12 protein-coding genes are annotated in these 12596 nt (G+C 56.1%); 9 read left to right on the plus strand and 3 right to left on the minus strand.

Annotated elements, in window-relative coordinates; translation table 11 throughout:
* Entirely contained in the window at positions 1-1998 is a 1998-nt protein-coding gene (gene tkt / locus R0135_RS11345; protein ID WP_407346966.1) for a transketolase, read from the minus strand.
* 163 nt (positions 1999-2161) lie between these two features.
* On the opposite strand from tkt, the gene R0135_RS11350 reads away from it, so the two are divergent.
* The 9 genes from R0135_RS11350 (at position 2162) to ruvX (ending at position 10317) form a co-directional block, all read left to right on the plus strand.
* Positions 2162-3151, plus strand: coding sequence for an ArsR/SmtB family transcription factor (locus tag R0135_RS11350; RefSeq protein WP_407346967.1), 990 nt, complete (start codon positions 2162-2164; stop codon positions 3149-3151).
* A gap of 19 nt (positions 3152-3170) precedes the next feature.
* On the plus strand, positions 3171-4325 hold the full coding sequence (metK, locus tag R0135_RS11355; RefSeq protein ID WP_407346968.1) for a methionine adenosyltransferase: 1155 nt from the start codon (positions 3171-3173) through the stop codon (positions 4323-4325).
* 65 nt (positions 4326-4390) lie between these two features.
* Complete coding sequence (gene ahcY, locus R0135_RS11360; RefSeq protein ID WP_407346969.1) at positions 4391-5782, plus strand: adenosylhomocysteinase; 1392 nt, start codon at positions 4391-4393, stop codon at positions 5780-5782.
* A 7-nt stretch (positions 5783-5789) separates the two neighbouring features.
* The gene (gene metF, locus R0135_RS11365) at positions 5790-6626 is read left to right on the plus strand and encodes a methylenetetrahydrofolate reductase [NAD(P)H] (protein WP_407346970.1); all 837 of its coding nucleotides are present in this window, start codon (positions 5790-5792) and stop codon (positions 6624-6626) included.
* A gap of 13 nt (positions 6627-6639) precedes the next feature.
* Positions 6640-7377, plus strand: coding sequence for a 16S rRNA (uracil(1498)-N(3))-methyltransferase (locus tag R0135_RS11370; RefSeq protein ID WP_407346971.1), 738 nt, complete (start codon positions 6640-6642; stop codon positions 7375-7377).
* Positions 7378-7435: 58 nt separating this feature from the next.
* A complete protein-coding gene (gene gshB / locus R0135_RS11375) occupies positions 7436-8392 on the plus strand; it encodes a glutathione synthase (RefSeq protein ID WP_407346973.1) in 957 nt (318 codons plus the stop codon).
* A 3-nt stretch (positions 8393-8395) separates the two neighbouring features.
* Positions 8396-9247 (plus strand): TonB family protein, encoded by an 852-nt coding sequence (locus R0135_RS11380; RefSeq protein WP_407346974.1) that lies wholly within the window; start codon positions 8396-8398, stop codon positions 9245-9247.
* Between the two features lie 118 nt (positions 9248-9365).
* Complete coding sequence (locus tag R0135_RS11385) at positions 9366-9887, plus strand: YqgE/AlgH family protein (protein ID WP_407349912.1); 522 nt, start codon at positions 9366-9368, stop codon at positions 9885-9887.
* Position 9888: 1 nt separating this feature from the next.
* Positions 9889-10317, plus strand: coding sequence for a Holliday junction resolvase RuvX (ruvX, locus tag R0135_RS11390; protein WP_407346976.1), 429 nt, complete (start codon positions 9889-9891; stop codon positions 10315-10317).
* A gap of 14 nt (positions 10318-10331) precedes the next feature.
* Here the strand turns inward: ruvX and R0135_RS11395 are convergent, their stop codons facing one another.
* Together R0135_RS11395 and R0135_RS11400 are read right to left on the minus strand one after the other, a co-directional pair.
* Entirely contained in the window at positions 10332-11441 is a 1110-nt protein-coding gene (locus R0135_RS11395; protein ID WP_407346977.1) for a PilT/PilU family type 4a pilus ATPase, read from the minus strand.
* Between the two features lie 53 nt (positions 11442-11494).
* Complete coding sequence (locus R0135_RS11400; RefSeq protein ID WP_407346978.1) at positions 11495-12529, minus strand: type IV pilus twitching motility protein PilT; 1035 nt, start codon at positions 12527-12529, stop codon at positions 11495-11497.
* Between the last annotated feature and the right edge of the window lie 67 nt (positions 12530-12596).

A 12596-nucleotide genomic window follows, 5' to 3' on the forward strand; every position in this document is an offset into this window, starting at 1 on the left:
TTATATGGCTTCCAGCACCTCGGAAACTACGGCGGCGACGTTATCCACAGTAAATCCGAACTGCTCAAACAGCTCATTGGCCGGCGCGGATTCGCCAAAGGTACTCATACCGACGATACGCCCATCAAGGCCCACATATTTGTGCCAGTAATCGACGTGCGCAGCTTCTACGGCAACCCGCGCCAGGCAATCACTGGGAAGCACTGACTCTCGGTAGCCTGCATCCTGCTGCTCGAAAACCTCGGGGCAGGGCATGGAGACCACGCGGATCGCGCGATCTGCCAACGCCTCGGCGGCCTGCATCGCCAGCCCAACCTCAGAACCTGTGGCAATAATGATCGCCTCTGGAGTACCGGCGCAGTCACGCAGTACATAAGCGCCGCGTGCCACGTTCACCAACTGCTCTGCGCTTCGCTCCTGATGCGGCAAGCCCTGCCTGGAGAATACAAGGGCTGACGGTCCGTCCTGGCGCTCTACGGCTGACTTCCAGCAAACCGCCGACTCAACCGCATCGCAGGGCCGCCAGGTGTTAAGGCCAGGGGTGGCGCGAAGGGCGGTGAGCTGCTCCACCGGCTGGTGCGTAGGGCCATCTTCACCGAGGCCAATAGAGTCGTGGGTGTACACAAATATGCAGCGCTGGCGCATAAGCGCCGCCATACGAACGGCGTTGCGGGCATACTCCATAAATATAAGGAACGTCGCACCGTAGGGGATAAAACCACCGTGCAGGGCGATGCCGTTCATAATCGCGGACATACCAAATTCGCGAACGCCATAATAAATGTAGTTACCCGCGGCATCGTCCGCACTCAGACCTTGGGATCCAGACCAAAGAGTCAAATTGGAACCCGCCAGGTCTGCAGAGCCACCCATGAACTCCGGAAGCATAGGACCGAGGGCATTGATGGCGTTTTGAGAAGCTTTTCGAGACGCGATGGTTTCGCCTTTGGCCTGACACTGCTCCACATAAGCCTGAGCATTAGCTGCAAAGTCTTGGGGCAACTGGCCGGATAGTCTACGAGTCAATTCTGCGGCCAAGTCCGGGTATTCGGCTCGATATGCATCCATCATCGCGTTCCAGCTGGCTTCATGCTCAGCACCTGTCGTCTTGGCATCCCATCCTGCGTAAATGTCGTCGGGGATGACGAAGGCCGGATGCTCCCACCCAATGGCGGCGCGGGTTGCCGCGATTTCGTCCGCACCCAAAGGTGCTCCGTGCGTCGCTGCCGTGCCCTGCTTGTTTGGCGAGCCTTTACCGATCACCGTTCGACAGCAAATCAGTGTCGGACGAGAACTGTCAGCCCGCGCCGCCTCGGTCGCGGCTTTGATCGCCGCCGAATCATGACCATCGACCCCCGCGATTACCTGCCAGCCATAGGCCTCGAAGCGCTTGGGAGTGTCATCAGAGAACCAGCCCGCTACATCTCCGTCGATAGAGATGCCGTTATCATCGTAATAGGCGATGAGTTTTCCAAGGCCCAAAGTGCCGGCAAGCGAGCATACCTCGTGGGAAATACCTTCCATCAGGCAGCCATCTCCTACGAATGCGTAGGTAAAGTGGTCGATCACCTCATGATCGCCTCGGTTGAACTGTGCGGCGAGGGCCTTCTCGGCGATCGCCATACCAACCGCATTACTGATGCCCTGACCCAGGGGACCCGTAGTGGTTTCTATGCCTGGCGCATAGCCGTACTCAGGATGACCCGGCGTTTTGCTGTGGAGTTGGCGGAAGTTCTTCAACTCCGCCATGGGCAGATCGTAACCGGTGAGATGCAGCAGTGAATAAATGAGCATGGAGCCGTGCCCGTTGGACAGCACAAAGCGGTCACGGTTGGGCCAATCGGGGTTTTGCGGGTTATGACGCATAAACCCGTTCCAAAGTACTTCGGCGATGTCCGCCATGCCCATGGGGGCGCCGGGATGGCCGCTGTTGGCCTGCTGTACAGCATCCATGGAAAGGGCGCGAATGGCATTCGCGAGATCTGTTTTGCTGGGCATGATGGTTCCTGAGGAGTAATCGCGGGGCGCGCATTATCGGGCAAGCGGCGCCGAGGGTAAACAATCACGGCCGGCTGCGGCAAAATGCACACCCTGAATCTATATCAAAATTCCTTGATATAGATTTTTTTGCTGCTACACTGCGCGCGCTATGAATTCTGTCGTGTCTACAAATCTGCCCCTGGACGCAGCGCCTGACGCCCAAGCTGTGCTTGCGGGTCTGTGTAAGGCTGCTGCAGACAGCTTGCGTTTGCGCGTACTGCGAATTTTGCGACACGATGCCATGGATGTGTCGGAGCTGTGCACCGTGCTCGACGTTCGTCAGCCTGCGCTGAGTCACCACCTTAAGCTCATGAGCGCCGCCGGGCTGCTCAGCAGTCAAAGGGACGGCAATCACATTTTTTACCGCCGTCGCGAATTCGCCGGGGATGAGCCCTTCGCGGCACTGCAGCAATCGCTACTGGCCGCAGCGGACACGCTGGACCTTGATGATGCCGAAGAAGCGCGGCGGCGGGATCTGCAGCGTCAGCGGGAACAAAACTCCCGAGATTTCTTTACTAACAATGCCGCACGATTCCGCGAACAGCAGGACCTCATTGCAGCTCCCGAGCGTTATGCGGCAGCAGTGAACGGCCTGCTCGATGCACTTCCCGTAGCTACGCAGTCCACGGCGCTGGAGGTCGGACCCGGTGAGGGCTGGCTGCTTCCGCGGCTGAGTGCACAATTTGAACGTGTTATTGCGTTAGACAACGCCCCGGCCATGCTGGAGACCGCACGATCGGCAGCTCAAAAGTTGAGCAATGTTGAATTCCTTCTGGGCGATACCAGCCATAGCGCGCTGAAATCCCTGAAGGCTGACTTAATCGTCATAAACATGGTGCTGCATCACACCCCGGACCCCGCCGCCACCTTGCGCGAAGCCGCCAGCGCCCTGGCACCCGGCGGTGCCCTTCTAGTCACAGAGCTTTGCGAGCATCGACAGGGCTGGACTCGGGAAAACTGCGGCGACCTATGGCTGGGCTTCGCACCAGAAATGATTCAGGACTGGGCAATATCTGCTGGCCTGCAAGAACTGACCGGCAGCTATCTGGGTCAGCGCAATGGATTCAAACTTCAACTGCGCCTCTTTGGCGCGGCGAAAATTACATCTTAGATCGGTATAAGGACAAAACATGAGCGAATACGGCATCTTTACCTCGGAGTCAGTCTCCGAGGGGCACCCGGACAAAATGGCGGACCAAATCTCCGACGCGGTTCTGGACCACATTCTTACTGATGACCCCGATGCACGCGTAGCCGTGGAAACACTGGTCAAGACCGGCATGGTCGTCGTAGCGGGCGAAGTCACCACCAGCACTTATGTTGATCTTGAAGAAATCGTTCGCGACGTTGTTCTGGACATTGGCTACAACAGCTCAGACGTTGGTTTTGATGGCGCCTCCTGCGCAGTACTCAATGCCATCGGCAAGCAGTCCCACGACATCGCCATGGGCGTCGATGAAGACGAGAGTAAAGAGCAGGGCGCCGGCGACCAGGGTCTGATGTTTGGCTATGCGAGCAACGAAACCGACGTTCTGATGCCTGCACCGATCTACTACTCGCATCTGTTGGTTCAACGTCAGGCTGAACTGCGCAAAAACGGCACGCTGCCCTGGCTGCGTCCCGACGCCAAAAGCCAGGTCACTCTGCGCTACGACAACGGCAAGCCTGTTGCCATTGATGCCGTTGTCTTATCAACCCAGCACGACGCAGAGATCTCACAGCCAGACATTCGTGAAGCGGTGATGGAAATGATCATCCAGGAAGTTCTGCCCGGCGAATGGCTGCACGCAGACACCCGTTACCACATTAACCCCACGGGCCAGTTCATCATTGGCGGACCTGTCGGCGATTGCGGACTTACGGGACGCAAAATCATTGTTGATACCTACGGCGGCATGGCCCGTCACGGTGGCGGCGCTTTCTCGGGCAAAGACCCATCCAAAGTCGATCGCTCTGCGGCCTACGCCGGGCGCTACGTTGCCAAGAATATCGTTGCCGCGGGTCTGGCAGACCGCTGCGAAATCCAGGTCTCTTACGCCATCGGCGTTGCCGAGCCTACCTCGATCTCCATCAACACCTTCGGTACCGGTCGCATTGATGACGCAAAGATTGTTGACCTGGTGCGCGAGCATTTTGATCTGCGACCCAAGGGCCTCATCGAGATGCTGGACCTGAAGCGTCCCATTTACCGCGCCACAGCGGCCTACGGACACTTTGGTCGCGAAGAGCCGAACTTTACCTGGGAACGTACTGATAGAGCAGACGCACTTAAAGCAGCGCTTTGAGCAGCCAATACGTCCAGACCCATATCACGCACACACATTTTTAAAGTAACAACTGGGAGCACCACATGAGCACCGTAACCAAGTTAGACAACACCCCCGACTACCGCGTCGCCGACATCAGCCTTGCCGACTGGGGCCGCCGCGAGCTGGAAATCGCCGAAGGCGAAATGCCGGCGCTGATGGCTTTGCGCGAGCAGTATGGCGACAGCAAGCCTCTGGCAGGCGCCAAGATTCTTGGCTGTATCCACATGACTATTCAGACGGGCGTATTGATCGAAACGTTGAACCACCTCGGTGCTGAGGTGCGCTGGTCTTCGTGCAACATCTTCTCTACACAGGATCATGCGGCGGCGGCGATTGCGGCATCCGGCGTACCGGTTTTTGCCTGGAAAGGTGAGACAGAAGAAGAGTACGAGTGGTGTATCGAGCAGACCATTCTGAAAGACGGTCAGCCCTGGGACGCTAACATGGTGCTGGACGATGGCGGTGACCTTACTGCAATCTTGCACGATAAATACCCTCAGATGCTTGAGAACATCCACGGCATTACCGAAGAAACCACCACAGGCGTGCACCGTCTTTATGAGATGCTCGAAGCTGGCACACTCAAAGTACCTTGCGTAAACGTTAACGATTCGGTCACCAAATCCAAGAACGACAACAAGTACGGCTGCCGTCACAGCCTGAACGACGCCATCAAGCGCGCCACAGACCACCTGCTGTCCGGTAAACGTGCACTGGTTATCGGTTATGGCGATGTAGGCAAAGGCTCTGCGCAGTCTCTGCGCCAGGAAGGCATGATTGTCCGCGTTACCGAAGTCGATCCTATCTGCGCGATGCAGGCTTGCATGGATGGTTACGAAGTCGTCTCACCGTATATCGATGGTGTTGATGATGGCACGGATGCCTGCATCAACCGTGACTTGCTGCAAAAAACTGATCTGCTGGTAACTACCACTGGTAACTACAACGTATGTAACGCTCGTATGTTGGCTGCGCTCAAAAGCGCCGCGCTGGTTTGCAACATCGGCCACTTCGACAACGAAATCGACACGGCTTTTATGCGTCGCGAGTGGCACTGGGAAGAAATCAAGCCACAGGTACACAAGGTGTACCGTGATCAGGCCAGCAACGACCACCTCATCCTTCTTTCCGAAGGTCGGCTGGTTAACCTGGGTAATGCGACAGGTCACCCCTCACGCATCATGGACGGTTCGTTTGCCAACCAGGTACTGGCTCAGGTCTATCTCTTTGAGCGTCGTTTTGCCGACCTTGAAGACAACATGAAGCCCTCCGCAGTGAAGGTTGAAGTGCTGCCCAAGAAACTCGACGAAGAAGTTGCCGCACACATGGTGGCAGGCTTCGGCGGCGTGGTAACCAAGCTCACTAAAGAGCAGGCCGACTACATCCACGTATCGGTAGAGGGACCTTTCAAAGGTCAGGACTACAAGTACTGAGGTCAGCATGAGCAAGTCCGCAGCAATCAGCTTCGAGTACTTCCCGGCCAAGACAGATGCGGGACGCGAGAAGCTGTTGAACGTAACCACCCCGGAGTTACAGGCCATAGGTCCCGAGTTTTTCTCGGTGACCTACGGCGCCGGGGGATCAACCCGGGATAACACCCGGGGCATCGTGGAAGGCCTGAACGCACAGGGCTTGTCTGTGGCGCCACACCTGAGTTTTGGCCTTGATGACGAGGCCACAATCGGGGCCTTGCTTGAGGATTACAAAGCCGCCGGGATTAATCGTCTGGTGGCACTGCGGGGCGACTTACCTTCGGGCGCCGGAGGCGGTGCTCGACTGGTTTACGCCAATGAACTGGTCGCGTTTATCCGCGAGCGCACCGGAGATCACTTCCATATCGAAGTCGCTGCCTATCCGGAGATTCATCCCCAGGCAGAAAGCTATGAAAGCGATGTTCGATACCTCAAGGGCAAGTTCGATGCTGGTGCAGATAGTGCTATTACCCAATACTTCTACAACGTAGAGGCTTACTTTTACTTTCTGGATCGCTGCGCTGCGCTGGGCATTGATAAGCCTATTTATGCCGGGATCATGCCTATAACCAACTATGCCAATCTGGCGAGATTTTCGCGCAACTGCGGTGCAGAGATTCCCCGCTGGATTAGCAAGCGTCTGGAAGGCTTTGCCGACGATCAGGAAAGCATTCGGGCGTTCGGCATCGATGTAGTGACCCAGTTGTGTCAGACACTTCTGGAAAGTGGCGCACCGGGCATTCATTTTTACACCATGAACCAAACTCAGCCGACTCTGCAGATCTGCAGAAATCTCGGCCTGTAAACCTGGTCTGGCGATGCTACGCCCACGCTTTTTTACCGCGCAAGCGCTGAGCGAGGGTGCAAGCATTGTGCTCGAGAAAGAGCCCTCACGGCATATCGCTAAAGCCCTGCGAATGCGGGTCGAGGACTCTCTTTACCTGTTTGATGGGAGCGGGGCAGAAGCTCAGGCGCAGATCACCGCCGTCGATAAAGACCGCGTGTCGGTGAGCGTTCGCGATCTTTCTGAACCTCCCCGGGAATCTCCTCTGGATACCGTCCTAATCATCGCCCTGTCCCGAGGCGACCGCATGGACACCATCGTTCAAAAAGCCACCGAGCTTGGCGTCGATGAAGTTTGGCCGATGATCAGCGAACGCACTGGCGTTCGTCTTGACGGCGAAAGGCTGGCAAAAAAACGTGACCACTGGGAAAGAGTTGCCATCAGCGCTTGCGAGCAATGCGGACGAAACCGACTCCCCGTCATAGCAGCGCCGACCTCTTATGCAGAAACCCTGAGCAAGGCCGCGCAGCACGACGCCACATTGCGCTTGATTCTGCACCCTCTGGCAAATAACGCAGCACTCCCGACGCAATGCCTGTCACTGATAATGCTGGTAGGGCCGGAAGGTGGATTCAGTGATTCGGAAGTATCCAGCGCCAGCGATGCCGGATTTACGGCGTTTCAGCTCGGGCCACGCATCCTTCGCACCGAGACCGCTCCCCTTGTGGGACTCGCCGTGGCGCAGTCCCGTTGGGGCGATTTGAGCACGTGATGCTTGCGGCCATGCAAGGCTTTTCGTAGGGTGGCTCTTTAAACATTGAGATAAGCGCATGAGCTTAAAACTAGGCGTGGTGATGGATCCCATCTCTGCGATCAGCTACAAAAAAGATAGCACCATGGCTATGCTATGGGCAGCCGCCGACCGCGGATGGTCTCTGTTTTATATGGAGCCCGGTGATCTTTCTCTTGATCAGGGCGCGCCACTGGGTCGTATGGCCGAGTTGCAAGTGTTTCGAGATCCTCAGCACTGGTACAGCCTCGGCGAGGCAAGCCATCAATCCCTTGCAGATCTAGATGTCATCCTCATGCGCAAGGACCCGCCTTTTGACAACGAGTACGTGTACGCCACCTACATTCTGGAGGCCGCCGAGCGGCTGGGCACATTGATTGTCAATCGATGTCACTCCTTACGGGACTGCAACGAAAAGGTCTTTGCCACGCAGTTTCCAGAATGTTGCCCACCGGTTTTGGTCAGCGGTAATACCGCGCAACTAAAAGCTTTCCACAAAACTCATGGTGACGTGATCTTTAAGCCTCTGGATGGCATGGGGGGTACTTCGATCTTTCGTGTGAAGGCGGACGACCCCAATCTCAACGTGATTCTCGAAACACTCACAGAGTTTGGCAAGCAAACCATCATGGCGCAGCGCTACCTGCCCGAGATCAAAGACGGCGACAAACGTATCCTGATGATCGAGGGCAAGCCCATCCCCTATGGTCTGGCCAGACTTCCCTCCCAGGGAGAAACCCGGGGAAACCTCGCCGCAGGTGGCACGGGACGGGCGCAGCCGCTATCAGAGCGCGACCTCTGGATCGCTGCGCAGGTAGGCCCATCGCTTGTGGAGCGAGGTCTTATCTTTGTAGGCCTGGATGTTATTGGCGACTACCTTACGGAAATCAACGTCACCAGTCCGACCTGCATCAGAGAAATTGACGCTGCATACGACACCGACATCGCCGGTCAACTGATGACCGCCATCGAAAAACGTCTTAACCGTCGCGTCTAGGGAATGACCGCTGCCGTAAGCGACAGCAACGACCGACTAATGCTGGCTGTATTGATTGCCAGCACCCTGCATGTATTGCTGATTTTCGGAGTCAGCTTTGACGTTTGGCGTGGCCAGAAAGCACGCCATCAGGTTGAAGTAACCTTGGTACAAACGCCCGGCAAGCGGCCTGTTAGCGCGGACCACATCGCTCAGGCGGATCAGATGGGTAGCGGCAGTGAGGCACTAAGGGATCGAGCATCCGGAGCACAAAGTGCATTACCGCAGCCCATTGCACAGAGCGCCCAGCGTCAAACCACAGCTAATTCAGGACGTGAACGTCTGGCAGCGCCGGCGGTGACCGCAACGAGTGCCCAACGCAAGGTCGTCGATCGTACTGGGGAACAGCAAAACCTCGAAGACCTGCCAGAGGCCGAGCGAGAGCTGGCGAGACTCAGCCAGAAGCTGGCGCAGCTACAGGCGGATCTCAATGCGCAGCGCCAACAGTATTCCAATCAGCCTCGTGTTCGACGTCTCACCGCCGTGTCCGCAAGAGCCGCGGTAGACGCCGCCTATCTCGCAGACTGGCGATCCCGGGTAGAAAACGTGGGCAACCAGTATTATCCCGAAGCTTCCTTACGCTACGGTATCTACGGCAGTCTCGAAATGCTGGTCACGGTGCGCAGCGATGGAAGCCTGGAGGACATTCAGATTCTTCAATCGTCAGGTTACGCCGTACTGGACGAAGCAGCCATGCGTATCGTTCGCATGGCGGCGCCATATTCACCGTTTCCCGAAGAACTGCGTGCTACAACAGACAAGCTGGAAATTGTGCGCACATGGCAATTCGAACAAAACCCGCTAAGCTCAAATTAAACGTATGTCGCGATCATTACCCCACAGACGAGTTCAATTTGGCACTACAGATATCGCGGGAGAAAACACCTTGAAGGTATCTAGCAGCGACAGTCTTAGAGACCATTTTTTACTGGCAATGCCCGGTCTGGATTCAGGGCTTTTCAGCGGCAGCATCACCTACATCTGTGAACACGGTGAAGCCGGTGCCATGGGCATTGTTATTAATCAGCCGCTGGATCTGTCACTAGGCGAGATTTTTGATCATCTGGATATTTCTGCAGACCCAAAGTTCAACGACCAGGCTGTGCTTGCCGGAGGCCCCGTACAGATTGATCACGGATTCGTGCTCCACCCCGGCGGCGGTAAACGCTGGGATTCTTCTTTGCGAGTCACATCGGAAATCCAGCTGACGACGTCCAGGGATGTGCTCAAGGCCATCGCCTGCGGAGAAGGACCCGAGGATTTTGTCGTTACTCTGGGGTATGCGGGATGGTCCGCCGGACAGCTGGAAGAAGAAATCGCCAATAATAGTTGGCTCACCCTGCCTGCAGATAAACACATCATTTTTCATACGGCCATCGAGGATCGGGTAGCGGCAGCCGCTTCGGTTCTGGGTATCGACATGAATCTCATGAGCACTCAGGCGGGTCACGCCTGAAGTGACCAACAAAACATCGTCACTGCGGGTACTCGCCTTCGACTATGGCCTGAGCCAAATTGGTGTGGCCGTGGGTAATTCAGGCCTTGGCACTGCTCAGCCGCTATCCATCCTTCGAGCTCGCGATGGCCAGCCAAACTGGGACGAAGTAAGCGCACTGTGTAAGGAATGGCAGCCTGACCTTTTACTCGTAGGCGACCCGCTCAACATGGATGGCACGGTCAGCGAGTTCGCCCAGCGAGCGCGAAAGTTCGCCCGTCGCCTCGAAGGCCGGATGGGCCTGAGCGTAGAAATGGTAGATGAACGCCTGAGCAGTTTCGAGGTGAAACAGCAGCAAAAAGAGGCGGGGCATCGCGGTGATTACCGGGAACATCCTGTGGATGATCTGGCTGCAGAGCTGATTTTGCGCGACTGGTTGGGCCAGCAGTAAGCTTGCCAGGTGGGCTAGCGATCGACCTGCAGGCTTACACCAGCTGAGTAATTGCTCTTGCGCTTGTCGAACATTTTAATACCCAGGCGCACTTCGTTAGCAGAATCAGCACAACGGATCGCCTCCTCAGCGGTAATCTCACCATCACAGTATTTGGCCAACAGCGATTGATCGAGAGTTTGCATGCCCTGTTCTGTCGATTTAGCCATCACTTCTTTGACTAAATGCACCTGTCCGTTACGAATGTGGTCGGAGATAAGCGGCGAATTGAGCAACACCTCCATTACCGGCACGCGACCCTCACCCGTGGCTTTGGGCAGCAACTGCTGTGCGATCATGGCATTGAGGTTCAAAGACAGGTCCATAAGTACCTGATCATGTCTCTCCACGGGGAAAAAACTCAAAATTCTGTCAATAGCCTGGTTGGCGTTGTTAGCGTGCAATGTGCACAGACACAGATGGCCTGTCTCCGCGAAGCTCATGGCGTGAGCCATGGTCTCTGCAGAACGCACCTCGCCGATAAGAATGACGTCGGGGGCTTGCCGAAGCGCATTTTGCAGACCTGTTTCAAAAGAGTCCGTATCAATACCCACCTCACGCTGGGTGATCAGGCAGCCGGCGTGGTCATGGACAAACTCGATAGGGTCTTCGATAGACAGAATATGCCCTCGGCTGTGGCGATTGCGGTGCCCAACCATTGCCGCCAGCGAGGTGGATTTGCCCGTTCCTGTGCCACCCACAAAAATCACCAGGCCGCGCTTGGCCATGGCAAGCTCCGCAACAATCGGTGGTAGGCCCAGCTCACCAAACTTCGGAATTTCATCTTTGATGCGGCGTAAAACAATACCGTACTGCCCGCGCTGCACAAAAGCACTGGCCCGAAAACGCCCATGATCCTCGGAATACACGGCATAGTTGCATTCCTGATCACGCATAAAGTCCTCTTGCTGCGAAGGGGACATTGTTGCCAAGACCAGTTCCCGGGCCTGCTCCTCGCTGAGGCTCTCCTTGCTCAGCGCGCGGATTTCTCCATCGACCTTGATAGATGGCGCGGCCCGAGCCGTTACAAAACCATCAGAAGCACCGGCCTCTACGATCTTCGCGAACAGTTCGTCAATTTTCATGAGCAATGCTCCAAAGCTTGGTTTTGAGAGAGACCATCGGGGCTCTTCCCGTTCTAGAAGTTTTCCGGCATACGGGCTTTTTCGCGCGCAATATCCCTAGAGATAACTCGCTTGTCGACCATCTCCTTGAGGCATTGGTCCATGGTCTGCATTCCTACAGCCTGACCCGTTTGGATAGCGGAATACATCTGTGCCACCTTGTCCTCTCGAATAAGGTTTCTAATTGCGGACGTCGCTCGCATGATCTCGTGCGCCGCTACCCGGCCTCCGGCAGTACGCTTCAACAAGGTTTGCGAAATTACGGCCTGCAATGACTCGGAGAGCATAGAGCGAACCATGGATTTTTCTGCGGCGGGGAACACGTCAATCACACGGTCAATGGTCTTGGCCGCTGATGTGGTGTGTAGGGTGCCAAACACCAGGTGCCCCGTCTCGGCGGCGGTAAGCGCCAGGCGAATGGTCTCCAGATCACGCATTTCGCCCACTAGAATGATATCCGGGTCTTCTCTAAGTGCGCTACGCAGTGCTTCAGCAAAGCCCAGCGTGTCCCGATGGACCTCGCGCTGGTTTACCAGGCACTTTCGGCTCTCGTGAACAAATTCGATCGGGTCCTCAATGGTAAGAATGTGCTCGTATTTGTGATCGTTGATGAAGTCGATCATCGCGGCAAGCGTCGTAGACTTTCCTGAACCCGTCGGACCAGTCACTAGCACCAAACCCCGGGGCATCATGCTGATGTCGCGAAACACCTGCCCCATGCCCAGGTCTTCCATGCTGAGCACCTTGGAGGGAATGGTTCGAAACACGCCGCCGGCACCGCGGTTCTGATTGAAGGCGTTTACACGAAAGCGCGCGACACCCGGTACTTCAAAGGAGAAATCAGTCTCCAGAAATTCTTCGAAGTCCTTGCGCTGCTTGTCGTTCATGATGTCGTAGATCAGGTCGTGCACCTGCTTGTGCTCAAGTGGAGGCAGGTTGATACGACGTACATCGCCATCGACACGAATCATCGGCGGCAGGCCTGCGGAGAGGTGCAAATCCGACGCACCCTGTTTGGCGCTAAACGCCAGCAGTTCGGTAATATCCATAAGCCGCCCATACACTCCTTTGTTGATCTGTAAGGCACGTTGTTCAAAAACCATGAGCAACCAGCCG

Origin of the sequence: Congregibacter variabilis, assembly GCF_045689235.1 — a bacterium.
Taxonomy (GTDB): Bacteria; Pseudomonadota; Gammaproteobacteria; order Pseudomonadales; family Halieaceae; genus Congregibacter; species Congregibacter variabilis.

Excerpts from the sequence above, each read along its gene's own strand:
- R0135_RS11395 (WP_407346977.1), bottom strand. The coding sequence starts at position 11,441 with ATGAAAATTGACGAACTGTTCGCGAAGATCGTAGAGGCCGGTGCTTCT.
- R0135_RS11385 (WP_407349912.1), top strand. The coding sequence starts at position 9,366 with ATGCCCGGTCTGGATTCAGGGCTTTTCAGCGGCAGCATCACCTACATC.
- metF (WP_407346970.1), top strand. The coding sequence starts at position 5,790 with ATGAGCAAGTCCGCAGCAATCAGCTTCGAGTACTTCCCGGCCAAGACA.
- metK (WP_407346968.1), top strand. The coding sequence starts at position 3,171 with ATGAGCGAATACGGCATCTTTACCTCGGAGTCAGTCTCCGAGGGGCAC.
- R0135_RS11400 (WP_407346978.1), bottom strand. The coding sequence starts at position 12,529 with ATGGATATTACCGAACTGCTGGCGTTTAGCGCCAAACAGGGTGCGTCG.
- gshB (WP_407346973.1), top strand. The coding sequence starts at position 7,436 with ATGAGCTTAAAACTAGGCGTGGTGATGGATCCCATCTCTGCGATCAGC.
- R0135_RS11370 (WP_407346971.1), top strand. The coding sequence starts at position 6,640 with ATGCTACGCCCACGCTTTTTTACCGCGCAAGCGCTGAGCGAGGGTGCA.
- ahcY (WP_407346969.1), top strand. The coding sequence starts at position 4,391 with ATGAGCACCGTAACCAAGTTAGACAACACCCCCGACTACCGCGTCGCC.
- R0135_RS11380 (WP_407346974.1), top strand. The coding sequence starts at position 8,396 with ATGACCGCTGCCGTAAGCGACAGCAACGACCGACTAATGCTGGCTGTA.
- tkt (WP_407346966.1), bottom strand. The coding sequence starts at position 1,998 with ATGCCCAGCAAAACAGATCTCGCGAATGCCATTCGCGCCCTTTCCATG.